Source organism: Streptomyces typhae (assembly GCF_009755605.1).
GTDB classification, from domain to species: Bacteria; Actinomycetota; Actinomycetes; order Streptomycetales; family Streptomycetaceae; genus Streptomyces; species Streptomyces typhae.
In genome coordinates this window covers 1-23,322 of sequence record NZ_WPNZ01000005.1, presented here as the reverse complement: position 1 = coordinate 23,322, position 23,322 = coordinate 1, and the positions used below count along the sequence as shown (strand labels likewise).

Sequence of the window (23,322 nt, the reverse complement as noted above, 5' to 3'; positions counted from 1 at the left end):
CATGCCCCGACTTCCCACCCCGCTGACCATGCCGCAGGACGGCTCCCACGCGCGTGCCCTGCGCCGTCGGCGCCGCGGCGAGGCCGCCACCGCCTGGGCGTTCGTCTCCCCCGCGGTCCTGGTCATCCTCGGCCTGAGCGTCCTGCCCGTCGTCTGGTCGCTGCTGCTGTCCTTCCAGGCCAACGACCTCGTCACGCCCAGCCGCTGGGTGGGCCTCGACAACTACCGGGCCCTGCGCGAGGACCCGAACTTCCACCAGGCGGTCAAGAACACCGTCGTCTACACCGTGCTCTACGTACCCCTGAGCATCGCCTTCGGGCTCGCCCTCGCCCTCGTACTGAACCGGCGCATCCGCTTCGTCGGTCTCTACCGGACCTTGTTCTTCGTGCCGTTCGTCATCTCCGCCACGGCGCAGGGCGTGCTGTTCTCCTTCATCCTCGACCCGGAGTTCGGCGCGGCCAACTCCGTCCTGCACCATCTGGGCATCTCGCCGCAGGGCTTCCTCACCGACCCGTCACAGGCACTGTTCGTCCTGGTCGCCATCACCCTGTGGAGCGGTACGGGGCTGTGCACCGTCATCTATCTGGCCGCGCTCCAGGACGTGGACCAGTCCCTGATCGAGGCGGCCCGCCTGGACGGCGCGGGGCGCTTCCAACTCCTTCGGCACGTGACGCTGCCCGCCCTGTCGCCGGTGAGCGTGTTCCTGCTCCTGTGGCAGACCATCCAGGCCCTCCAGGTCTTCGACCTCGTGTACGTCACCACCAAGGGCGGACCGCTCGGCTCCACCACCGTGATCGTCTACTTCATCTGGGAGCAGGCCTTCAAGGAGTTCACCGCCGGATACGGCGCCGCGGCCGCCTACGTCCTCGCGGTGGCGCTCCTCGTCCTGGCCGTCGTGATGCGCGCGCTGCGCAGCCGCGACCGCACCCCTCGTACGAAAGCAGCCGCCCCGTGACCGTGACTACGACACGCTCCTCGCCCGTGACCTCCCGTCCGGCCGCGGTGCCCGCCTCGCGACGCCGCCGCCATCTGCCGTTCATCGCCTGGCATCTGCTGCTCGCGCCGCTTGCCCTGCTGTTCGCGGTGCCCCTGCTGTGGCTGCTACTCAGCTCGGTGATGTCCAACGCGGAGATCAACCGCTTCCCGCCCGCGCTGTGGCCCTCGCAGATCGACCTCGGCGGGTACAGCTACGTCCTCGGCAACGCCATGTTCCCGCGCTGGCTGCTCAACTCGGTGATCGTCTCCGCGGTCGCGGTGACCTCGAACCTCGTGTTCGGCTCGCTCGGCGGCTACGCGTTCGCCCGGATGCGGTTCGCGGGCTCCCGGGTGCTGCTCGTGCTGATGCTGGCGACGATGGCGGTCCCCTTCCAGCTCACGATGATCCCCACCTTCCTGGTGATGAAGAAGCTCGGGCTCATCGACACCCTCGGCGCGCTGATCGTGCCCTCGCTGGTCACACCGTTCGCGGTGTTCCTGCTGCGGCAGTTCTTCCTGTCGCTGCCCAGGGAACTGGAGGAGGCCGCCTGGATCGACGGCTGCTCACGGCTGCGGGTGCTGTGGTCGATCGTGCTTCCGCTGGCCCGGCCCGCGCTCGCCACCGTCGCGGTCCTGACCTTCCTGACCACGTGGAACGACCTGACCTGGCCACTGATCGCCATCAACCACGACACCCAGTACACGCTGCAGCTGGGCCTGACCACGTTCCAGGGGCAGCACCACACCCGCTGGTCCGCCGTGATGGCCGGCAATGTGCTCACCGTGCTTCCGGTGCTCGTCGCGTTCCTGTTCGCGCAGAAGGCGTTCATCCGGTCGGTGACCTCCAGCGGCCTCAAGGGCTGACCGGCCCCGACCGTTCCTCCACGCCCCTTCCTCCACGCTCCCTTCGTCCACTTCCCCATCGTCTCTCCACGCTCCCGCTTTTCCGTACGACCCGAAGGACCGCGATGCCGCCCGCCTACGACCTGCTCGTCATCGGGGACGCCAACCCCGATGTCGTCCTCGGCCCGCTCACCGACCCGCTCGCGTTCGGCCAGCGCGAGCAGCTCATCGACTCCGGCTCCCTCGTCCTCGGGGGATCCGCCGCGATCATGGCGTGCGGTGCCGCGCGCCTCGGTCTGAAGGTGGCGTTCGCCGGCCTCGTGGGGGACGACGACGCCGGCCGCTACGTCCGGGACGCCCTCGCCGACCGCGGCGTCGACACCCACGCCCTGACCCTCGACCCCGACCTGTCCACCCCCCTGACCGTCGTGCTCACCCGCGGCGACGACCGCGCCGTCCTCACCGCGCCCGGCAGCCTCACCGCCACCTCCGGCCGCGACGTGCCCGACGACCTGCTGACCCGCAGCCGACACGTGCACTGCGCGTCCTACTTCCTCCAGCCCCGCCTCGCCGCGGATCTGCCGGGCCTGCTGCGCACGGCCCGCGCCCACGACGCCACCACCTCCCTCGACACCCAGGACGTCCCGACCGGGGCCTGGGACCGGGCCGCCCTCGACGCGGTGCTCGCCGAGACCGACATCCTGCTGCCCAACGCCCAGGAGGCCCTGTGTCTGGCGGGCCCCGGGACCCCGTCCCCTCAGCACGCCGCCGAACTCCTCGCCGCCCGCGTCCCGCTGGTGGTCGTCAAGAACGGTGCCGAGGGCGCCCTGTGCCACGACGGCCGGACCCTCGCCACCGCACCCGCCCCGACCCTCACTCCCCAGGACACCGTCGGCGCCGGAGACAGCTTCGACGCCGGCTTCGTCGCCGCCACCCTGCACGGTCGACCGCCGCACGAAGCACTGCGGTTCGCAGCCGTGTGCGGCGCCCTCTCCACGAGGGCCCCCGGCGGTACCGCAGCCCAGCCCACGTGGGACGAAGTCCTCGCCCACACCACCCTCAGCGGAGCACACGTCTCATGACCCACCCCAAGATCGCCTTCATCGGCGCCGGCAGCGTCGTCTTCACCCAGGGCCTGCTCGCCGACCTCTTCGCCTTCCCCGAGCTGAAGCACGCCCACATAGCGCTGCACGACATCGACGCCGAACGGCTCGCCACCGCCGAGGCCGCGGCCCGCTTCATCGCGCGGGAACGCGACGCCGACGCCCGCGTCACCGCGCACAGCGACCGCCGCGCGGCCCTGACCGACGCCGACTTCGTCATCAACATCGTGCAGATCGGCATGGGTGAGGCCACCCGCACCGACTTCGACGTCCCCGCCCGGTACGGGCTGCGCCAGACCATCGGCGACACCCTGGGCGTCGGCGGCATCTTCCGCGCCCTGCGCACCTTCCCGTTCCTCAAGCAGCTCGGCGAGGACATCGCGGAGGTGTGCCCCGACGCGTGGCTGCTCAACTACACCAACCCGATGGCCATGAACGTCCAGTACCTCACGCAGGCCACCGGTCTGACGCGGGTCGTCGGCCTGTGCCACTCCGTGTACTGGACCATGCAGGACCTGGCCAAGCTGGTGGACGTCCCCTACGAGGAGATCACCTACCGGGCGGCCGGCGTCAACCACCAGGCCTGGGTGCTGCGCTTCGAGCACCAGGGGCAGGACCTCTACCCGCGCCTGGACGCGCTCGTCGCCGGGGACGAGCAGCTGCGGCGCCGCGTGCGCGTGGACATGTACCGGCGGCTCGGCTACTACCCGACCGAGACCAGCGAGCACTCCTCCGAGTACGTGCCCTGGTACCTGCACCACGACAGCGAGATCGACCGGCTGCGGCTGCCGGTCGGCGCCTACCTCGACATCGTCGAGGAGAACGTCGCCGAGTACCACAGGACCCGCGAGGCCCTGGCCGCGAACGCCCCGCTCACCGTCGAGGGCACCATGGAGTACGCGCCGCAGATCATCCACAGCATGGTCACCGGCACCCCCCGCACCGTCTACGGCAACGTCCCCAACGGCGGCCTCATCGACAACCTCCCCGCGCACGGCGTGGTCGAGGTGCCCTGCCTCGTCGACGCGTCCGGCATCCAGCCCACCCGCGCCGGCACGCTGCCGCCGCAGCTCGCCGCCCTCAACCGCACCTACCTCAGCATGAACGACCTGGTCGTGCGCGCCGCGCTCGACGACGAGCCGCGCCACATCCGGCACGCCGCCATGACCGACCCGGCCACCGCGGCCACGCTCACCGTGGACCGGATCTGGCAACTGTGCGACGACATGGTGCGGGCCCACGGGGAGCTGCTCCAGCCGTCGCTGCGCGTCACCCTGGCCGACCCCGCGCCGTCGGGCACCGCGAGCGGCTCCTGACCCGCCCGCGCAAGAACCCGTGCGGAAGACCACGTACAGAAGACCACGTACAGACAGAAGACCCCGCACGGAACCCCGCACGGAACCCCGCACGAAAACCCTCACGAAGAACGGGAAACAGCACCTCATGTCACTCACGAGCCAGGAGATCGCCAGCCAGCCGCAGTGCTGGGACGACGTACTGGACCAGCTGTCCGCGCACGCCCCCGCGCTGCCCGCCAAGGGTGAGCACGTCGCCGTGATCGGCTGCGGCACATCGTGGTTCATGGCCCAGGCCTACGCTCATCTGCGCGAGGACAGCGGGCACGGGCCGACCGACGCCTTCCCCGCGTCGGCGGCCCGGCTGCACCGCCGCTACGACCGGATCATCGCCCTGACCCGCTCCGGCACCACCACCGAGATCCTCACCGCCCTCGCCTCGGCCGACCCCACGACGCGGATCACCACGATCACCGCGGTGGCGGACTCCCCCGCCGCGAAGGCGGCCCACGACGTGGTCGTGCTCGCCGGAGCCGACGAGCAGTCCGTCGTCCAGACCCGCTATCCCACCACCCAACTGATACTGCTCCTCGCCCACTTGGGGCACTCCGTCGAGCAGGCCCGGCAGGACCTCGTCACCGCCCTGGAGGCGCCGCTCGACCCGGAGCTCCTGCAGGCGGAGCAGATCACGTTCCTCGGCGACGGCTGGCACGCGGGGCTCGCCCACGAGGCCGCGCTCAAGGTGCGCGAGGCGGCGGCGCGCTGGACCGAGTCGTACCTGGTCATGGAGTACCGGCACGGGCCCATCGCGGTGGCGGGGCCCGGCCGGGCCGTGTGGAGTCTGTCCCCGCTGCCCGCCGAACTCGCCGACCGCGTCGAGGCCACCGGCGCCCATCTGCGCCGGGCCCAGCTCGACCCCGTCGCCGAACTCGTACTCGCCCAGCGGGTCGCCGTGCGGCTCGCGGAGGACGCGGGGCGCGACCCCGACCGGCCCGCGCACCTGACGCGGTCCGTCGTCCTCGCCTAGCGGCCCTCGCCCGGCGGCAGAGCGCTCGCTCAAGACTCCCGGCCCGTCGTCCGCACACGACGGGCCGGGTCCCGACTCCGCCGCCGAGAACGCCCCGCGCCCACCACGCCCGGCACCCACCCGGGCCACGCCGACCCCTGGAACTGGAACGCACGCCATGCCCCTGGTCACCCCGCACGACATGCTCCGCACCACGACCGCCGCGGTCGGCGCCTTCAACGGCGCCCTCATCGAGCAGTTGGAAGCCGTTCTGACCGGAGCCGAACAGGCCCGGCTGCCCGTGATCCTCCAGATCAGCGAGAACGCGGTCGCCCACCACGGCGCCCTGGCCCCGCTCACCGCGGCCGCCCGCTCCGCCGCCACGGCCGCCGCCGTGCCCGTCGCCCTCCACCTGGACCACGCGACACGCCCCGACCTCGTCGAGGAGGCCGTCGCGCTCGGCTTCACCTCCGTGATGTACGACGGCGCCCATCTCCCCTGGGAGGAGAACGTCGCCCGCACCCGCTCCATCGCGGACCTCTGCCGCTCCCGGGGCGTGTTCGTCGAGGCCGAACTCGGTGAGATCGGCGGCAAGAACGGCGCGCACGCCCCCGGGGTGCGCACGGACCCCGACGAGGCGGCCCGCTTCGTGGCCGACACCGGCGTCGACGCCCTCGCCGTCGCCGTCGGCACGTCCCACCACATGACCGAGCGCACCGCCCGTATCGACCTCGACCTCGTCCGCGCGCTGCGCGCCGCCGTGCGGGTGCCGCTGGTCCTGCACGGTTCGTCCGGCGCCGACGACGCGACGCTGGCCGCCGCCGCGGCCGCCGGCATCCGGAAGGTCAACATCTCGACGCACCTCAACACCGTCTTCACCGCGGCCGTGCGCGCCGTCCTCGACGCCGACCCCGCCGTCGTCGACCCGCGCCGCTACGTCGGTCCGGGCCGGGAGGCGATGGCCGTCGAGGTCGCCCGCCTGCTGCGCCTGTTCGCCGCGGCGGAGCCCGCCATGTCCGGGAGCCAGCCCTGTATGCCCGGGAGCCAGCCCTGTATGTCCGGGACCTAGCCCTGTGTGAACTCTGTGAGCTGTGTGATCCGTCCGTGCTGCTCGGGCCCTGTATGCCGATTCTCGCCATGCGGGGCCCGTAGGATTTCGGCCGTACACCGCACAGCCAGGAGCCGCCGAATGTCCGCCCAGGAGAAGCCCCGCCTGCTGGTCTCCTTCGACCAGTACGTCCCCCTCGTGTCCGCCGAACGGACCGGCGCGCTGTGGAAGCTGGCGGAGGAGCGCAGACAGCTCGACGCCAACCTGCTCCGGCTGCCCCCGGAGGGCGGTGTGGCGGAGCACGTGGAGGATTCCCTCGACGTCCTCCTGGTGGTGGTCGCGGGCGACGGCTTCCTGGACGGCGACGACCAGGAGCTCGCGCTGACGTCCGGGGCGGTGGCGTGGCTGCCGCGCGGATCCCGGCGCGGGCTGCGGGCCGGTCCGCAGGGTCTCGTCTATCTGACGGTGCACGGGCGCCGCCCCGGCATGAGCATCACCGGTGCCGCGGCGCTGCTGCGCGCGGACATTCAGGAGGGGGGCGAGGCTGCGTGCGCCCTGGACCGGGTGTGCCCCGAGTGCGGCAAGATGCGCGCCGAGGCCTCTGCGCCCTTCTGCGGTTGGTGCGGTGAGCGGTTGGCCCCGGAGGGCGGCCGGTGAGTGACGAGCCGGACCTCTCCTTCGAAGGGCCGGACTTCCCCCCGGAGGAGTACGAGCAGCGCCGGGACGCCGTCCGTGCTGCCATGGACCGGCGCGGACTCGCGGCGCTCCTGGTCACCGCGCCGGAGGACGTCCACCACCTGAGCGGCCTCGACCACCAGGGGCACTTCGCCGTGACGGGGCTTGTGCTGCCCCTGCACGGCAGCCCCGTACTGGTCGAGCGGGCCATGGAGGCCCCGACCGCGGCGGCCCAGACGCACGGTGTGGGCCACCACGGCTACGGGGACGCCACCGATCCGGCCGACGCGCTGCTCGACGTACTCCGCGGCGTACTCGGCAAAAGCGGCGGAGGCGGCGGAACCGGCGGGCTCGCGCGGACGGCGCCGACCGTCGGCTACCAGGCCGCCTCGTTCAACCTCCCGCCCGCCGTCTGGGACCGTCTGCGCACCTCGGACGCGGCCCGCTGGAGCCCTTGTGACGACCTGCTGAGCGGCCTGCGGCACGTCCACACCGAGCGGGAGATCGCCCGCATCCGCAGCGCGGCACGGCTGTCCGACACGGCCATGGCGGCCGGTCTCGCCGCGGCCGTCGCGGGCGCGCGGGAGAACGAGATCGCCGCGACGGTCCACGACGCCATGCTACGGGCGGGCGGCGACCTGCCCGCGTTCGCGCCCCTCGTCCGCAGCACCGAACGGCTGCGGCAGGAGCATCTGACCTGGTCACGGCGCCGACTCGGCCCGCGCGACGCAGTGTTCCTCGAACTGTCGGCGGCCCGCGGCCGCTACCACGCGCCGCTCGCGCGGCTGCACCACCTCGACCGGCGTGACGCGGCGCGCAACGCACGCGCGCGCGACGCCTCCCGTTCGGCGATGGCCGCCCTGTGCGGGGCACTGCGCCCCGGCGCCACCGCCGAACAGGTCTTCCGCACCTGGTGCGCGGTGATCGAGGAGGCGCGCGGCGGACCGTACGAGCGGCACCACTGCGGCTATCTCGTCGACGTCGGCTTTCCGCCCGGCTGGATGGGCGGCTCCCGTACGCTCCGCCCCGGCGACGCCATGGAGGTGCGGTCCGGCATGACCTTCCACGTCCAGTCGTGGGTCATGGACGACGACTTGGGCACCCACGCGTTCTCGGACACGGCCCTGGTCACCGACGGGGGCTGCGAGATCCTCACGCGTACGCCGCACACGGACTGAACCCCCGCCGGGCCGCGGGCGCTCAGGCGCGCAGGGCGTCGGCGTTCGGGACGACGGTGCCGAACAGGTCCGTGACGGTGGTCAGGGCCGCCGTCCTGAGATCCGCCGCGGGCAGGACCGTGCCGTCCGGGGAGCCGAGGGTGCGGGTGGCGGTGGTGTCCGCGACGACGGTGGGCCGGTAGCCGCGGTTGAAGGCGCCCTGGGCGGTGAAGGTCACGCACATGTGCGTCATGAACCCGGCGAGGACGAGGTCGCGGCCGCTGCCCGGTGCGAAGCCGCGGTCGCTGAGCACCTGCTCCAGGTCGGTGGCGTGGAAGGAGTCGGGGAACTGCTTGACCACGACCGGTTCCCCGTCCACCGGGGCCACCTCGTCGCTGATGGCGCCTATGTGGGCACGGATGTCGTACGGGGTGTTCTCGCCGCCGTCGTTGATGATGTGGACGACCGTGGTGCAGGCGGCGCGAGCGCGCTCCAGGAGGCGGGCGCCCGCCGCGACGGCCTCCTCGGCGCCCTCCAGGGCCATGACGCCGGTGCGGTAGGTGTTCTGGTAGTCGATCAGGATCAGGGCGGACTCGCTCAGCCGGGGCGGCTCGTTGTCCAGGCCGATCACGTCGCGCAGGGTGGTGGAGGCGTGGTTCGTGCTCATCATGGGCCTTTCATGGGGAAGGGAACGTTTCAGGCGGTCTGGGTGCGGAAGCGGCGGCGGTAGGCCGCCGGGGTGGTGGCGAGCTGCCGTCGGAACGCCCGGTGCAGGGTCTCCACCGAGCCGAGGCCCGAGGCGCCTGCGACCTCGTCGAGCGGGTCTTCGGTGCTCTCCAGGAGGCGCCGGGCGACCTCGATCCGGGCCGCCTCGACGTACGCGGCCGGGCTGGTGCCCGTCTCCTGGGTGAAGACACGGGCGAAGTGCCGCTCGCTCAGGCACATCCGGGCGGCCATGGCACCGGTGGACAGGTCGCCGTCGAGGTGGTCGGCGATCCACCGGCGCAGCTCGTCGATGTCCCTGCGGTTGGTCGCCGTGCGGCGCAGCGGGACGGAGAACTGGCTCTGGCCGCCCTGCCGTTTGAGGTAGACGACCAGTTGCCGGGCCACCGTCAGCGCGGTCTCCTCGCCCTGGTCCTCGGCGACCAGGGCGAGGGCGAGGTCCAGGCAGGCGCTGATGCCGGCCCCGGTCCACAGCCGACCGCGGTCGGTGCGGACGAAGATGGGGTCCGGGTCGACCGTGACGTCGGGGTGGTCGGCGGCCAGCTGGGCGGCGGTCGACCAGTGCGTGGTCGCCGTCTTCCCGTCCAGGAGCCCCGCCGCGGCCAGGACGTGCGCCCCCACGCACACCGACGCCACCCGCCGGGCGTGCGGCGCGGTCGCCTTCACCCAGGCCACGACGTCGGGGTCGATCCGGGCCACGGGCCCCTCCCCGGTCATGTCGACGGCGCCCGGCACCAGCAGGGTGTCCACCTGGTCGCCGACGTCGTCGAAGGACACGTCGGTGAGCAGCCGCACGCCCGCCGACGTCCTGACCGCGCCCACGGCCGGTCCGGCGAGGACCACCCGGTAGCGGGCGCGGCCCGCGGTCTCCCGGTTGGCCAGGGCGAAGACCTCTGCGGGTCCGGTGACGTCGAGGAGGTCGACATCGGGGAAGACCGCGATGACGACCCGGTGCGGAGGGGGCATGCCTCCATGCTGGTCGGCGCGGCGGATGGCCGCAATGACGATTCCCTGTCACATCCGGACACGCGGTCGCCCCGAAGGGATGGCGCGGAGGGCCGGTTGGCCAGTCACCCCGGCCGGATGGCCCGGAGGGCCGGTTGCCCAGTCGGCCCGGACGGCCGGATAGCCAGTCGGCCCGGACGACCCGGACGGCCCACACAGCCACACAGCCGGACATCCGGAGGCAGACGCACCTCCCCGAACCGCCCTCGACTTGCGACTGCAACCGTATGCGTCATCATTCTGCGCATGAGCCACCCCGACCCCACCGGCCCCGCGGACCAGGGCGGCATCGCCCACCGCCGGATGCCCATGACCGGCCGCGACCCGCGGGAGCACGGTCGGGTGTCCACGCCCCTGGAGTTGTTGTTCGACCTGACCTTCGTGGTCGCGGTCGGCACCGCGGCCTCCCAGTTCGCCGAGATGGTCGCGGAGGGGCACCCCGGCAAGGCGGTCGTGGCGTTCGCCCTCGCGATGTTCGCGATCAGTGTCGCGTGGATCAGCTTCAGCTGGTTCGCCTCGGCGTTCGGCACCGACGACTGGCTCTACCGGGCGCTGACGATGGTGCAGATGATGGGCGTCGTCGTGTTCGCGCTCGGCCTGCCTGCGATGTTCCACTCCGTCGAGGAGGGCGGCAGCCTCGAACTGCGCGCGATGGTCATCGGGTACGTCGTGATGCGGATCGCGATGGTGCTCCAGTGGTGGCGAGCCGCCCGCGAGTCGCCGTCGTTCCACGCCGTGGGGACGGCCAACATCCGCTGGACCGTGATCGCCCAGGCCGGCTGGATCGTGGTCGGCTTCGCACACCTGCCGCTGGTGGCCGTGTTCGTGGCCTTCGTCGTCCTCGCGGTCCTCGAACTGGTCCTGCCGGTCCTCACCCAGGGCAGCGCGGGCGGCACGCCCTGGCATCCGCACCATGTCGCGGAGCGGTACGGCCTGTTCGCCATCATCACGCTCGGCGAGGGCGTGGTCGGCACCGTCGCCTCCTCGGGCGACCTCCTGGGCGGCGGGGACGGCACGCACTGGACCGGGAACGCGATCGCCGTCGTCGTCGCCGGGGTCGGGCTGACCTTCGGGATGTGGTGGGTGTACTTCACGACGCCCTTAGGCGACATCCTCGTACACCGCCGCGGCCGCGGCTATCTCTTCGGCTACGGGCACATCCCGCTGTTCATGGGGATCGCCGCCGCGGGCGCCGGACTGCATGTGGCCGGGCTGCACCTGGAGCACCACACGAGGATCGGCGAGGTCGCCGTGGTGCTGTCCCTGGCGCTGCCGGTGGGGGTGTACCTGCTGATGGTCTATCTGCTGCACACGCTGCTGCTGTCCGCGGCGGACCGCTTCCACCTGCTGCTCATCTCGCTCACACTCGCGGTCCTCGCCGTGGCGGTGCTGCTGTCCGCCGCGGGCGTCGCCACCGCGGTGTGTCTGCTCGTGGTGATGCTCGCTCCGTTCGTCACAGTGATCGGGTACGAGACCGTCGGCCACCGGCACCAGCGGCGGATGCTGCGGGACCTGGCCGCGCGCTGAGAGAAGCCCCGTCCGGCCCGCCCGCGGCGGGGCGCGGGCCACCCGCCCGGCCCGCGCGGCGGACGGGCGGCCCGCGCCCCTTGGCCCTTACCCCTTTGCGGCCGTGTCCCGCTCGACCGGCAGCCACAGTTCGGCGTCGGCCTCGGCACCACCCGGAGCCATGCGGGTGCGCAGGATCTCCGGCCCCGGCCTGCTGCGGTAGGGGTTGGACGGGAACCACTCGGTGAACACGTCGCGCCACAGCTCCTGGATGGCCCCCGGTACCGGTCCTGACGTGGTGAAGACCGCCCACGTACCGGCCGGGACCGGCAGGGCGGTCATGCCCTCGGGGGCTGCGGCCGACGTGATCACGCCCTGGTAGTAGTCGAGTTCCGTGCCCTCGGCGCGGCTGGGGTCCAGGTCGTCGCAGACGGCGACGACGCCCCGGGGCTCCTGGTCCGACAGCTTCTCCAAGCGCTCCCGGGTTTCGGTCCCGATGCCGCGGACGAAGTCGATGATGGCCTGGTTGGGCCCCCTGTGCACGAGTGGCACCCGGGTCTTCAGGCCCACGACCGTGAAGGCCGTCCTGTTCTCGACGCGGTATCGCATGCTGCTGCTCCCTTCGACGGTGAGTCGGAAGGTCAGCCGGGCCTGGGACACGAGTGCGGTACCGGTGCGGCGGGCCTCGCCGGGGCCGACGCCGTGCATGGCGCGGAACGCCCGCGCGAACGCCTCGCCCGAGCCGTATCCATAGCGCACCGCGATGTCCAGGAGCGATTCGTGCCCCGCGAGCACCGCGGCACCGGCGACGGTGAGCCGACGGCGCCGGATGTACTCCGACAGCGGAATCCCCGCGAGCGCGGAGAACATCCGGCGCAGGTGGTACTCCGACGTGGCCGCGCGGCGCGCCAGTTCGGCCACGTCGACGACCTGGTCGAGGTGGTCCTCGATGTGCTCCATGGTCTGGTTGAGACGGTCCAGCACGCCCGGCCTCCTTCCTTCTTGACGCTCATCACGCTAGGCAGCGCGTGCGGTGCCCGACCCGACATCCTGTGCCCGTTCCGGTCGGGTGCGCCGCACCACCGCGCACCTGCCGCTCGGGCGGTCGGGCCGGGGCGCGTGAGGTCGACGAGCCCGCCCGAGCCGAGCGGCGGGGCCGCACCCTATGACGGGTCCGTCGTGACGGGCTCCACCTTGACGACGACGGTGTCGTCCGGGGTCACGTCGCGGCCGTCCCCGGCCCGGACCCGCAGCGGGCCGAGGGGGCGTCCGTCGCGGCGGTCCACCAGGCGGGAGTGCGGTTCGCCGGGGCGGAAGGAGTGCGCCTCGCCCCACTGCCGGAGCGCGACGACGACCGGGAAGAGGTCCCGGCCCCTGGGGGTCAGGACGTACTCCCGGTAGGCGCTGCCGTCGGAGGCGGGGACCTGGTCGAGGATGCCGCCCGCGACGAGGGCGCGCAGCCGGGTGGTGAGGATGTTCTTCGCGACTCCGAGGCTGCGCTGGAACTCGCCGAAGCGCCGCTTGCCGTCGAAGGCGTCGCGCACGATCAGGAGGGACCACCAGTCCCCCACGGCGTCGACCGAGCGGGCCACCGGGCACTCGCTGTCGTCGAAGCTGGTCCGCTTCACCACGGCGCAGCCACCTTCCTTCCCGACCTCGCCTCGGCGGTTCCGCCGCCATTTGGTTGCATCATGCTACCAGCCTGGCCTACGGTCACCCGGTAGCAACTTGCAACCAATTCGAGGGGCGGGGTACGGATGGCTGTGGACTGCCGGGTGTCACGGGAGTCGTCGACGGGGACCGGCGCCGGCCGCCAGGCGCCCTCGCGCGGAACGGTGCTGCTGTTCGCCCTCGCGAGCGGGTCGGCCGTGGCGAACGTGTACTTCGCCCAGCCCCTGCTCGCCACCCTCGGCCGGAGCTTCGGCGTCGGGCAGGGCGCGGTCGGCGCCGTGGTGACGGTCACGCAGATCGGTTACGGGCTCGGCCTGTTCCTGCTCGTGCCGCTCGGCGACAAGCTGGACCGCAGGAAGCTCATCACCGCGCAGTCGGCGCTGCTCGCGGCCGTCCTCGTGGCGCTGGGAACAGCGAGCGGCGTCCCCGTGCTGTTCGCGTCGGCCGCCGCCGTGGGCTTCCTCGCCGTCGTCACGCAGTCCCTGGTCGCGTACGCGGCGGCCCTCGCCGGTCCCGAGCGGCGCGGAACGGTCGTGGGCCAGGTCACGAGCGGCGTCGTCCTCGGCATCCTGTTGGCCCGCACCGTCTCGGGGCTGCTCTCCGACCTCGCGGGCTGGCGCTCCGTCTACCTGGGTTCGGCGGCGGTGACCCTGCTCCTCGCGGGAGCCCTGCACCGTGCGCTGCCGCAGGACGGCGCGGTGCGCGCCCGCGTCCCCTACCGCGTCCTGCTGCGCTCCACGGTCGCGCTGTTCCTGCGCGAACCGGTCCCGCGGACCCGAGCGGTGTACGCGCTGCTCGTCTTCGCCGCGTTCAGCACGCTGTGGAGCTGCGTGGCGCTGCCGCTGAGCGAGGCGCCGTACGCGTTGTCGCACACGGCCATCGGCGCGTTCGGCCTGGTCGGCGCGGCCGGGGCGCTCGCGGCCGCACCGGCCGGACGGCTGCACGACCGCGGCCACGCCCGCGCGACCACGGGCGCGGCCCTCGCCCTCCTCGTCCTCTCCTGGATCCCTCTCGCCCTCACCGGCCGCTCCCTGTGGGCGCTGGCCGCCGGTGCGGTCGTCCTCGACCTGGCCGTGCAGGCCGTCCACGTCACGAACCAGAGCGTCATCTACGCCCACCGGCCCGACGCGGGAAGCCGTGTGATCGGCGGCTACATGATGTTCTACTCCGCGGGCAGCGCCCTCGGAGCGCTCGCTTCGACGAGCCTGTACGCGGCGGCGGGGTGGGGCGCGGTGTGCGTCCTCGGTGCGGGGTTCAGCCTGCTGGCGCTCGCGCTGTGGGGCCTGACCGCCTTCCGTCAGCGGGGCGTGGCGAGCCAGTCCTCGTAGCGGGTGGGGGCCAGGCGGGCGCCGGGGCCCGCGATCAGGACGTCGCCCTCGACGGCGGCGAACATGCCGGCCTTGTCGTCGGTGACGACGGCGCGGTCGTCCTTGCGGGCCGCCAGCGTGCGGCGGCCCAGCTCGTCGAGGGGGAGGACGTCGGGCCCCGCGACCTCCAGGGTGCCGTTGAGCGGCGGGGCGGTGGCGACGTCGGCGAGCGCCCCGACCACTTCGGCGGTCGCGACGGGCTGGACGCGGGTGGCCGGGAGGCGGACCGTGCCGGCGTCGGCGGTCCAGGACAGGACGGCGTCCATGAACTCGAAGAACTGGGTGGCGCGCACGATCGAGTACGGCGTGGCCCCCTGCTTCAGGAGGTCCTCCTGGAGGGTCTTGGCGCGGTAGTAGTCGAGCTGCGGCACCTGGTCGACGCCGACGATGGAGAGGGCGACCTGGTGGCGGACCCCGGCGCGCTCCCCGGCGGACAGCAGGTGACCCGAGGTGGTGCGGAAGAAGTCCAGCGACGCTTCGTCGAAGGTGGGCGAGTTGGTGACGTTGACGACCGTGTCCGCACCGGCGAGCGCCTCGTCGAGCCCCGCGCCGGTGAGCAGGTCGACCCCGGTCGACAGGGAAGCGGGGACCACCTCGTGGCCCGCGGCACCGAACCGCGAGACGAGCTGGGAACCGATCAGTCCGGTGGCGCCGATGACCGTGATCTTCATGATCGTGCCCTTCCGTCCGTGAACCGAGTGCCGCCGTCGTCGCCGTTTCCACCGTTGCCGCCGGCGGTTCCGCCGTTGCCGCTGATGGCCGCCGACGGGCGCTAACTCGGATATTCGATGTCCGAGATATTACGCGGATATCCTGTGTCCGAGTCAATGGGAGGGCGCATGAAACTGTCCGGTGGCGTGGAGTGGGCCCTGCACTGCTGCGTGGTGCTCACCGCGGCGACCGATCCGGTCCCGGCCGCCCGACTCGCACAGCTGCACGACGTCTCGTCCAGCTATCTGGCCAAGCAGATGCAGGCACTGTCCCGGGCGGGCCTGGTCGAGTCGGTCCAGGGCAAGAGCGGCGGCTACGTCCTGACACGGGCCGCCGCCGACATCACGGTCCTGGACGTGGTGCAGGCGGTCGACGGGGCGAGCCCGGCGTTCGCGTGCACGGAGATCCGCCGGCGCGGCCCCTTCGGAACCCCGCCCCAGGACTGCACGAAGCCGTGCCCCATCGCCCGCGCGATGGCCACGGCCGACGCCGCCTGGCGAGCCTCCCTGGCTGCCGTCTCCGTCGCCGACCTCGTCGACGCCGTGGAGCAGGACAGCGGCCCCGACGCGCTGCCGAACATCGGGGCGTGGCTCAACCCGGGCGCCGACACGGTCGGCGGCTGAGCACCCGCACCCTCCGCGTGCGGCGACTTTGCGCAGAAAATCGAACATACGATCTACTGGCCCGCATGGACCGGCACACCTTCCCCCCTGACCTGCTGGCATACCAGACGGCCTGGTACGTCACCTACGGACAGCTGGCCTCGGCGCCCGCCGAGAGCGGTGGCGCGGCGCGACGGCGTCGGCTGCTGCGGTTGTCGCGGGTCATCGCCGCCCATCCGTACTGGCAGACGCGCGCGGGAACCCCGGCCGCCCGGGTCGCCCTCAAGGAACTGGCGTACGCACAGGCCACGGAAGGGGGGTCCAGTAGCCTGGCGCCATGATCACTGACTCAGGGGCCGCCGGCCCGGCGGGCGGCGAGGGCGGCATCGCCGGGCGCGTGTCGGCCTGGGCCCGGAGCCGCCCCGACGTCCGGGCCGTGCTGCGCACCGGTTCGCGGGCGCGCGACGACGGCACCGTGGACGCCTTCTCCGACCACGACATCGAGCTCTACACCACCGACGTCGCGCGGTACGAGGACGACGGGACGTGGGTCGAGGAGTTCGGCCCCGTGGTGGTCCAAGTGGGCCTTGAGGGGCCGTGGGAGAACCCGGCCCGCCTGGTGCTCTTCGAGGACGGCACCAAGGCCGACTTCCAGGTGGTGCCGGTGGAGCGCCTGGCGCTGCTCGCCGACGAAGGGCTCGACGACCTGCACCAGCGCGGGTACGAGGTCCTGTGGGAGCGCGAGGGCGCAACCGCCGCGCTGCCGCCGGCCTCGGGGACCGTACAGGCGGAGCTGCCCGACGCCGAGGAGTTCGACGAGCTCTGCGCGGAGTTCTGGTTCGAGATCGCCCACCTGCCGCGCTGCCTGGCGCGCGGCGAGCTGTGGGTGGCCAAGTCCCGGGACTGGACCACCAAGGAACTCCTGGAGTCCATGATCGAGTGGCACGCACTGAGCCTCAGGGGAGCCGGTCACGACGTCTGGTACGGCGGTACCCGCATGCAGCGGTGGACCGACCCCGACACGTGGGAGAGCCTGCCGCAGATCTTCGGCGGCTTCGCCGCGGACGACGCGCTGCGCGCCGCGCGGGCCACCGCCGACCTCTTCTCCCGTCTGGCCCGCGAGGTCGCCGACGTCCACGGCTTCTCGTACCCGGAGAAGGCCGAGAGCGTCATCCGGCCCACTCTCGACGAGATCCCGGCGACGGGCTGAGAGCGTGGGCGGCGGGTACGCACCGGCGCGGGGCCACCGGCCACGGGCGGTGCATCCGGTGTGCGCCGGCTGCACCCCGGGACGGCTCCCCCTTCCCTCCGCTACCCATTAGTAACTACGGTGGCGGAGTTCCGGTACAACCCCCGGTAACCCCTCGGGTCCCGCCCGCCTCGCTGAAGGAGTCCCCATGGCCCTCGACCCCGCCCGCTCCCTGGCCCGCGTCCTGGGCGGCATGGGAGCGCTGCACTTCCTCGCGCCCGAGCCCTTCGACAAGATTGTGCCGCGGCAGCTGCCGGGCAGGGCCCGCGCCTACACGTACGCGAGCGGCGTCGCCGAACTCGCGGTGGCCGCCGCCCTGGCCTGCCCGCGCACCCGTCGGGCCGGCGGCCTCGCCGCGGCCGGGCTTGTCGCGGCGGTGTTCCCCGCGAACGTGCAGATGGCGTACGACTGGCGGCACCGCCCCAAGCCGCTCAAGGCCCTCGCCTACGGGCGGCTGCCGCTACAGGTCCCGCTCCTCGCGTGGGCGCTGCTCGCGGCGCGGCAGGGCGCCAGGGAACAGGCGGCGCTCCCGACGCCGGGGAGCACCGGGTCCGGTCCCCGCGGCTGACGGAAGTCGGGGCGTTCTCGCCTCTCGCCCAACGCCCCCGGCCGGGGATAATTTCAACAGTCGGGGGAACCGGTGGTCGCACCGCCGACAACGGGCCGAGGAGGCGTACGCCATGGGGACTGGACCCGGCAATCCGCAGGACGACGGGCAGCGGAAGGTCCGCCTCGACGGGCAGCGGGCCGCCGACGACCTGGGGCTCCTCGACGAGCTCTCCGTGGACTGGTCGAGGCCCGAGCAGCCCATCCTCCTCGACCGCCGCGGACGCCCCCTCGACACCTGGCGGGAGAACTACCCGTACGACCACAAGCTGCGCCGCAAGGAGTACGAGCGCGCCAAGCGCGTGCTCCAGATCGAACTGCTCAAGCTCCAGAAGTGGGTCAGGGAGACCGGCCAGCGGATCGTCGTGATCTGCGAGGGCCGGGACGCCGCCGGCAAGGGCGGCACGATCAAACGTTTCACCGAACGCCTCAACCCCCGTGGGGCGCGGGTCGTGGCGCTCGACAAGCCCACCGAGCGGGAGAGCGGCCAGTGGTACTTCCAGCGCTATGTGACGCAGTTGCCGTCGGCCGGTGAGATCGTCTTCTTCGACCGCTCCTGGTACAACCGCGCCGGCGTCGAACGCGTCATGGGCTTCTGCACGCCCGAGCAGCACCGGCACTTCCTCGCCCAGGCTCCCGTGTTCGAGGAGATGCTGGTGCGGGACGGCGTGCTCCTGGTGAAGTTCTGGTTCTCGGTGTCGCGCAGCGAGCAGCGCACCCGGTTCGCCATCCGCCAGGTCGACCCGGTGCGGCAGTGGAAGCTGTCACCGACGGACATCGCCTCCCTCGACCTGTGGGACGCCTACACCGCCGCGAAGATCGACATGTTCCGGGCCACGGACACGGTGTCCGCGCCCTGGACGGTGGTGAAGACCAACGACAAGCGGCGCGGACGCCTCGAGGCGATGCGGCACCTGCTGGCGCGCTGCGACTACCCCGCCAAGGACAAGGACGACGCGGGCAGCCCCGACCCGCTCATCGTCGGCGCCGCGGACACCCTGCTGGAGCCCGGCGAGGAACTCACCGACCTCTCCCCCACGCCCTTGGCCAACCACTCCAAGGGGCCCGGGGTGCACCCTACGGACGCGGCGTAGGGCCCCCGGCCGTGCCACCGCCGCCCGCGCGGGCCGCGAAGTGCCGCGCCACGGCGTGGAACGACTCCTTCGGCTCCCAGTACCACCGGGACGTCGGATCGTCCTCCGTCCGCCACCGGGGCTTGACCAGGCCGTAGCTCGCGATGTCGAGGTCGTGGCGGCGTTCGCGCCGGTGCGGGGCGTCCGGGGTGACGAACTGGTACACCATCGCCGCGTGCAGGTCCATCCGCTCGTACACGTCCAGGACCTCGGTCAGGTACTGAGCCTGGACGCGCTCGCTGCGCCGCACCCCGGGGCGGATCTCCGGCTCGGGCTTGTCGTAGTCGACGACGTCCCAGCCCATGCCGCCCGCCTGGGGCGCGCCCTCGAAGGTGCAGGTGCCGCACTCCGTGATCGCGACGGGCTTGCCCCACGCGCGGTAGGGCGCGAGCTCCTTCACATATCCCTGAGGGTCGGCGAAGTACGCGTAGTAGTTGACGCTGACGAGGTCGAACAGGTCCCAGTCGACCTTGTCGCCGAAGGCGGCACCGTAGGTCAGCGGGCCGTGGAACACCCGGCGGCCCGTCCGCGCGGCCAGCGGGACCAGGCGGTCGAGCTTGCGCTGCGCCTCTTCGGGGTTCCAGTTGCCCGCCAGCATGTTCTGCACGCGCTCCACCGCGTTGTCGCCCGGGACGATGCCCGGTACGAACAGGATGAACTCGCACCCCACGCTCAAGTACACCCGCGCACCCTGCTTGCGCAACCGTTCCGCCTCGCGCCCCGTCTCCGCCAGATGGTCGAGGATCTGCCGCTCGGGGAGGTCGGCCAGGCGTGGCTGGAGCCAGACGTGCAGTCCGCGCTCGGCCGCCTCGGCGGCGGTGGCGGCCAGGCGCTCCACGCCGGTGCCGAAGGCGACGACCGAGTTCGCGTGCAGGTCGTGCGCGACGACCCGCAGATCGGACCGCATCCGGGCCCGGTCCCAGCCCGTGTGCGGCGTCTCCCCGTCCTGGCACTCGTACATCACGCCGCGGTACGTCAGCCCGCGCGCGGCCCGCCCGGCGGTCGCGGCCCCTTCCCCCGCCGCCAGCGCACCCGCCGCCCGCGCCCCCGCCGCGGCCTGCCCGGACAGCGCCGTGCCCACCAGCGCACCGGCGCCGACCGCGGCGGCCCCGGCCAGGAAGCTCCCCCGCGTCAAACTCTCCCGCGCCGGCGACGCGTTCCGCACCCTCGACGTGTTCCGCACCCTCTGCATCCGCCACTCCCACCGTGTTCGTCCGGCAGCCATCAGCCGTCAACAGGACGTCTCCAGAATCGACTTCGGTCCCGGGGCGGATCATCGGCCATCGGTCTTCGCCGCCGTGACCAAAGTCGCGGCCGGACCGCGCGGCAACGGACTTCCGGCCGCGTGGCGTGAGACCTTCACTCGTCGTCGTTCGCGGCCGTCAGCTCCACATCGATCACTCCCTCGTTGTCGAACAGATCGGACGTCAGCCGGCCGGTGTCGTCGGCGCCCTCCAGTTCCAGCAGCACGCGTGCCGCCGGATCGGTGCGGCCGGGCAGCCGGTCGACCTTGACCTGGAGGATGCGGAAACCGCTGCGCGTACAGGTCTGCATGAGGCGGGGCAGCAGGGCCGTGCCGGTGCGGTACGTCATGCGCAGTTCGAAGACGGCGTCGTTCGAACGCGGCAGCAGACGCGAGGCGAGCAGCGGATAGCCCCGGACGACGACGAAGTGCAGGGCCGTGACGACCACGGCGAGCACGGGCAGACCGCCCCCGCAGGCCATGCCCACCGCGCAGGTGAGCCAGATCGTCGCCGCGGTGGTCAGTCCCCGTACCGCGTCACGGCGTACGAAGATCAGACCGCCGCCGATGAACCCGATGCCGGAGACGATCTGCGCGGCCACCCGGGACGGGTCGAAGGACACGTTGTCCAGGCCGAGGACGTTGGTGAACCCGTGCTGGGACACCTCCATCATCAAGGCGCTCGCGATGCCCACGAGGGTGTGGGTGCGCAGTCCCGCGCTCTTCTGCTGCGCCGCGCGCTCCCAGCCGATGAGGCTGGAGAGCACCAGGGCGAGGCCGAGTTCGGACAGCTGCCGCAGCCCCTGTCCGTTGCCCACGTCCCACAGCGGAAACTCCTGACCCGTCATGCGCACCTCCTGTCCGACCTCGCCCCTGCCCCGGGAGGAAGCGGACATGCGTGCCTGCGAGGTGCGTACCAACAGAATTTGCCGCATGTTACCGGCCTTCGGCGCGTTGTCAGGGGCGGCCACGGGGGGACACCGGTCCGGGTTCCGTCCCGGCTCGCTTCCCGCGGCCGCCCCTCTCCCCCCGTGCCGGGCCGTGGCCCGCCGCAGCGACCTGCCGGAGCAGGACGCGAGTCCGAGGTTGCGCCTTTCTCATCCTGGGGCGGGGCGGGGGCTCCCGGTATCCCGAATTTCAGGGACAGCGTCCGGCCCCGCCGTTGTGCAGGGGCGCCCTGCCTCATTTACGGTGCCGCGGCCGGGTCTTCGCCGCTTCTGGTCCTCGCGTGTGCGCCTGTGTGGTTGCGTGCCGTGGAGCGGTCGTTCTCTAGGGATGTGTGCGATGTCTGATGTGTGTCTGGATGCTGCTCGCCGTGTGTGTGCGGTGGCTGCCGGTGGTCCGCTTCTGCCTGGTACGTCGGTGGTCGAGGTGAGGACACGGGGCGTGCGGGCCGTGCTCGCTGTGCGGCTCGACGCCGCGGAGGTGGAGCGCCGGGCGGGCGGGGGCGGCGCGCCGCTGCTGGACGTCGGTGCGCTGGAGGCCCTGTTGCAGTTACCGGCCGGCCTGCCGGTTCCGGCCACATCCCTCACGGCGCGGGAGCGTGCGCGGCTGCGCGGGTGCCCGGACAGTGCGCTGGAGCGGAGCGACGGATACCTGACGCGCCGTCTGGTGCGGCCGCTGGAGGTCGATGTGGCGCTGGCGCGGACGGCGAGGCCGGTGCGGGGCGCGCTGCTGCGGGCGGGCCGTTTCGGTGCGTATGCGACGTCGGCTGTGTGGTTGGAGGGCGCTGCGGACGGCGCGGAGCTGTTGGTGATGGAGGCCGGCGTGTACGGCCTCGGCGTGGTGTGTTCTCTGCCGGACGAGGCACCGGAGCTGCTGGTGGCGCCTCGGCCGTCGTCCCGGTTCGGGCACACCTCGGCCGGGTGGCTGTTCGCCGAGCAGGTGTACGCACAGTTGCTCGGGGCTAGTCGGGATCTCCTGCCCACACGTCGAGCCAGCGCGGGGTCGTGAGGGCGCCGGGGTCGGACACTTCCTCGCGAAGCTGTTGATGCGCCTCGCGGGCGTCGTGGCAGAGCCGCTGCCAGACACCGCGCCGGTCGGAGCCGGCCATGGTGCGCTGGAGGCTGTCGGCCCAGGGCAGCCAGGTGGCGATGTTGTGGCGGTTGGCTTCCTCCTGGTCGCTCTGGTTGTGGTCGAAGCGGATCAGGCTGCGGCCCTCGCAGACCGAGCAGTGGCAGAGCGGGGCGGGCAGCCTGCCGTACAGGTCCCGCAGTCTGTCGGCCTTGAAGTAGTCCATGAGCTGCGGGTGCAGGACCATCGTCGTGACGTTGCCGCCCTTGGGCGCGGGTGGCGGTACGCTGTCCGGCTTGCGGACGTGCCGCAGAGCGGTCTGCATGCCGATCGAGGCGAAGAGAGCTCCGTGCGCGTAGGCGTCGAGGCCGGCGAGGTCGGTGCGGAGGAGAGCGACGCGCTCCAGGCTGTCGATCAAGTAACGCAGCGCGGTGACGCTCCCTCTGGCGGCGAGGGGGTTCCGTGCGGCGCCGAGGGCGATGCCCTTGATGTGGGGCAGGCCGGCGAGCTGGGCGATCAGAAATTCGAGGTCGCCGGGCTCGCGCAGCCATCTGTGGTCGAGCGGCAGGGTGAGGACGGTCCGCCGGGCGTCCAGGTCTCGTGCGGTCTCGACAGCGGCGGCCACCGCGCGGCGGTCCCCGGCACCGATGTACCGGGTGGGGGTGAGGCCGGCCGCGGCACCGTTGCTCAGTTGCCCTTGCTGGTTGTGGCGGAGCTCTTCCGCCTCGTCCTCCTCGAACAGGGACTGCTGGCCGTTGCGGTGCAGGCTGTCGAGCTGGAAGGGCGCGTCCGCGGTGGCGTAGGCGCCGTAGCTGTCGGGGTCGACGAGTTGCAGTCGCCCGCCGGGCGCCTGCCGGTGGAAAGTACCGGCGGCCGCGAGTGACCCGGCGCCGCAGAGGATGACGCCGTCGTGCTCCCGCACGGACAGCGCGGGGCTCGTACCGTTTCTCGCGGCGGCCCTGGTGTGCACGAGGATCTTGTCCTGCAGCACCGTCCATGCGGGCTCTGTTCGGTGTAAGTGATCGCCGGTTCGCTCTGTCATCCGGCCCTCCCCCGGTCACGGATCGCGATGTACCCGCTTCAAAGAGTGCAAGCGTCAAGAATCGGCGGCAAGGGGGCGTACCGGCGCCGCGCGCGGCCGGGAGGAGTCGTCAGGCATGGTGGGTGCTTGTGACTGCTGACTGGGAGTGGGACGAGACGCTGTTCGCGGGCAGTGCCGCGTACTACCGGCGGGGGCGGTTGCCGTACGCGCCGGGGCTTGTGGAGGCCCTAGGTCGTGTCTTCAATTGATCTCGTGTGCTGGATCATGGTCGGGTGATACGTCGCCATGAACTGTCCGATGCCGAGTGGGAGTTCGTCCGGCCGCTGCTGCCTGTGTCCTTGCGGGGGCG

The 23,322-nt window shown here is 72.3% G+C and carries 24 protein-coding genes and 1 pseudogene; 17 read left to right on the top strand and 8 right to left on the bottom strand.

The genetic code is table 11. The annotated features are described in order from the left end of the window. Position 1: 1 nt before the first annotated feature. The 8 genes from GPA10_RS10690 (at position 2) to GPA10_RS43630 (ending at position 8,123) form a co-directional block, all read left to right on the top strand. The gene (locus GPA10_RS10690) at positions 2–955 is read left to right on the top strand and encodes a carbohydrate ABC transporter permease (protein ID WP_157165300.1); all 954 of its coding nucleotides are present in this window, start codon (positions 2–4) and stop codon (positions 953–955) included. A gap of 26 nt (positions 956–981) precedes the next feature. Next, the gene (locus GPA10_RS10685; protein WP_425505716.1) at positions 982–1,839 is read left to right on the top strand and encodes a carbohydrate ABC transporter permease; all 858 of its coding nucleotides are present in this window, start codon (positions 982–984) and stop codon (positions 1,837–1,839) included. A gap of 104 nt (positions 1,840–1,943) precedes the next feature. After that, positions 1,944–2,900 (top strand): carbohydrate kinase family protein, encoded by a 957-nt coding sequence (locus GPA10_RS10680; protein WP_157165299.1) that lies wholly within the window; start codon positions 1,944–1,946, stop codon positions 2,898–2,900. Further along, a complete protein-coding gene (melA, locus tag GPA10_RS10675) occupies positions 2,897–4,237 on the top strand; it encodes an alpha-glucosidase/alpha-galactosidase (protein ID WP_157165298.1) in 1,341 nt (446 codons plus the stop codon). The genes GPA10_RS10680 and melA overlap by 4 nt, the downstream gene beginning before the upstream one ends. A 127-nt stretch (positions 4,238–4,364) precedes the next feature. After that, complete coding sequence (locus GPA10_RS10670) at positions 4,365–5,243, top strand: SIS domain-containing protein (RefSeq protein ID WP_157165297.1); 879 nt, start codon at positions 4,365–4,367, stop codon at positions 5,241–5,243. Between the two features lie 157 nt (positions 5,244–5,400). Beyond that, the gene (locus tag GPA10_RS10665; RefSeq protein WP_157165296.1) at positions 5,401–6,291 is read left to right on the top strand and encodes a class II fructose-bisphosphate aldolase; all 891 of its coding nucleotides are present in this window, start codon (positions 5,401–5,403) and stop codon (positions 6,289–6,291) included. Positions 6,292–6,411: 120 nt separating this feature from the next. Further along, positions 6,412–6,927, top strand: a complete 516-nt coding sequence (locus tag GPA10_RS10660) for a hypothetical protein (protein WP_058847084.1) — start codon at positions 6,412–6,414, stop codon at positions 6,925–6,927. After that, the gene (locus GPA10_RS43630; protein WP_157165295.1) at positions 6,924–8,123 is read left to right on the top strand and encodes a M24 family metallopeptidase; all 1,200 of its coding nucleotides are present in this window, start codon (positions 6,924–6,926) and stop codon (positions 8,121–8,123) included. Before GPA10_RS10660 ends, GPA10_RS43630 begins: the two co-directional genes overlap by 4 nt. 22 nt (positions 8,124–8,145) lie before the next feature. On the opposite strand, the gene GPA10_RS10650 is transcribed toward GPA10_RS43630, so the two are convergent. Together GPA10_RS10650 and GPA10_RS10645 are read right to left on the bottom strand one after the other, a co-directional pair. Beyond that, the gene (locus GPA10_RS10650) at positions 8,146–8,769 is read right to left on the bottom strand and encodes an isochorismatase family protein (RefSeq protein WP_157165512.1); all 624 of its coding nucleotides are present in this window, start codon (positions 8,767–8,769) and stop codon (positions 8,146–8,148) included. 29 nt (positions 8,770–8,798) lie between these two features. Continuing rightward, positions 8,799–9,791: a GlxA family transcriptional regulator gene (locus GPA10_RS10645; RefSeq protein ID WP_157165294.1), complete on the bottom strand. Its 993-nt coding sequence runs from the start codon at positions 9,789–9,791 to the stop codon at positions 8,799–8,801. Positions 9,792–10,076: 285 nt separating this feature from the next. Here GPA10_RS10645 and GPA10_RS10640 point away from each other — a divergent pair, with 285 nt between their 5' ends. Next, entirely contained in the window at positions 10,077–11,357 is a 1,281-nt protein-coding gene (locus GPA10_RS10640; protein WP_157165293.1) for a low temperature requirement protein A, read from the top strand. An 87-nt stretch (positions 11,358–11,444) separates the two neighbouring features. On the opposite strand, the gene GPA10_RS10635 is transcribed toward GPA10_RS10640, so the two are convergent. Beyond that, complete coding sequence (locus GPA10_RS10635; protein ID WP_343040644.1) at positions 11,445–12,320, bottom strand: AraC family transcriptional regulator; 876 nt, start codon at positions 12,318–12,320, stop codon at positions 11,445–11,447. A 179-nt stretch (positions 12,321–12,499) separates the two neighbouring features. After that, a complete protein-coding gene (locus GPA10_RS10630) occupies positions 12,500–12,967 on the bottom strand; it encodes a winged helix-turn-helix transcriptional regulator (protein WP_058847089.1) in 468 nt (155 codons plus the stop codon). A 126-nt stretch (positions 12,968–13,093) separates the two neighbouring features. On the opposite strand from GPA10_RS10630, the gene GPA10_RS10625 reads away from it, so the two are divergent. Continuing rightward, on the top strand, positions 13,094–14,335 hold the full coding sequence (locus GPA10_RS10625) for an MFS transporter (RefSeq protein ID WP_157165292.1): 1,242 nt from the start codon (positions 13,094–13,096) through the stop codon (positions 14,333–14,335). On the opposite strand, the gene GPA10_RS10620 is transcribed toward GPA10_RS10625, so the two are convergent. Beyond that, positions 14,305–15,045 carry an SDR family oxidoreductase gene (locus GPA10_RS10620; protein ID WP_157165291.1) on the bottom strand — a complete coding sequence of 247 codons (741 nt, stop codon included), beginning with the start codon at positions 15,043–15,045 and terminating at the stop codon, positions 14,305–14,307. The two genes, GPA10_RS10625 and GPA10_RS10620, sit on opposite strands and share 31 nt — an antisense overlap. 168 nt (positions 15,046–15,213) lie before the next feature. Between GPA10_RS10620 and GPA10_RS10615 the strand changes: the two genes are divergently transcribed. The 5 genes from GPA10_RS10615 to ppk2 all read left to right on the top strand — a co-directional run bounded on the left by GPA10_RS10615 (position 15,214) and on the right by ppk2 (position 18,636). Next, on the top strand, positions 15,214–15,708 hold the full coding sequence (locus GPA10_RS10615; protein WP_058847091.1) for an RrF2 family transcriptional regulator: 495 nt from the start codon (positions 15,214–15,216) through the stop codon (positions 15,706–15,708). A gap of 65 nt (positions 15,709–15,773) precedes the next feature. Continuing rightward, a complete protein-coding gene (locus GPA10_RS10610) occupies positions 15,774–16,028 on the top strand; it encodes a hypothetical protein (protein ID WP_058847092.1) in 255 nt (84 codons plus the stop codon). Then, positions 16,025–16,897: an aminoglycoside 6-adenylyltransferase gene (locus tag GPA10_RS10605; protein WP_157165290.1), complete on the top strand. Its 873-nt coding sequence runs from the start codon at positions 16,025–16,027 to the stop codon at positions 16,895–16,897. Before GPA10_RS10610 ends, GPA10_RS10605 begins: the two co-directional genes overlap by 4 nt. A gap of 187 nt (positions 16,898–17,084) precedes the next feature. Continuing rightward, on the top strand, positions 17,085–17,504 hold the full coding sequence (locus GPA10_RS10600; RefSeq protein WP_157165289.1) for a DoxX family protein: 420 nt from the start codon (positions 17,085–17,087) through the stop codon (positions 17,502–17,504). Positions 17,505–17,616: 112 nt separating this feature from the next. After that, positions 17,617–18,636 (top strand): polyphosphate kinase 2, encoded by a 1,020-nt coding sequence (gene ppk2 / locus GPA10_RS10595; protein WP_079086156.1) that lies wholly within the window; start codon positions 17,617–17,619, stop codon positions 18,634–18,636. Here ppk2 and GPA10_RS10590 read toward each other — a convergent pair. Together GPA10_RS10590 and GPA10_RS10585 are read right to left on the bottom strand one after the other, a co-directional pair. Next, on the bottom strand, positions 18,620–19,867 hold the full coding sequence (locus GPA10_RS10590) for a glycoside hydrolase family 113 protein (protein WP_157165288.1): 1,248 nt from the start codon (positions 19,865–19,867) through the stop codon (positions 18,620–18,622). The two genes, ppk2 and GPA10_RS10590, sit on opposite strands and share 17 nt — an antisense overlap. 167 nt (positions 19,868–20,034) lie before the next feature. Then, positions 20,035–20,766, bottom strand: a complete 732-nt coding sequence (locus tag GPA10_RS10585; RefSeq protein ID WP_058847096.1) for an MgtC/SapB family protein — start codon at positions 20,764–20,766, stop codon at positions 20,035–20,037. A gap of 538 nt (positions 20,767–21,304) precedes the next feature. Between GPA10_RS10585 and GPA10_RS10580 the strand changes: the two genes are divergently transcribed. Beyond that, complete coding sequence (locus GPA10_RS10580) at positions 21,305–21,871, top strand: hypothetical protein (protein ID WP_157165287.1); 567 nt, start codon at positions 21,305–21,307, stop codon at positions 21,869–21,871. Here the strand turns inward: GPA10_RS10580 and GPA10_RS10575 are convergent. Beyond that, positions 21,825–22,973 carry a hypothetical protein gene (locus GPA10_RS10575; protein ID WP_157165286.1) on the bottom strand — a complete coding sequence of 383 codons (1,149 nt, stop codon included), beginning with the start codon at positions 22,971–22,973 and terminating at the stop codon, positions 21,825–21,827. The two genes, GPA10_RS10580 and GPA10_RS10575, sit on opposite strands and share 47 nt — an antisense overlap. 128 nt (positions 22,974–23,101) lie before the next feature. Between GPA10_RS10575 and GPA10_RS43625 the strand changes: the two are divergent. Beyond that, positions 23,102–23,203 (top strand): annotated as a pseudogene (locus tag GPA10_RS43625) (SAM-dependent methyltransferase); the annotation flags it as partial. Positions 23,204–23,322: the final 119 nt, after the last annotated feature.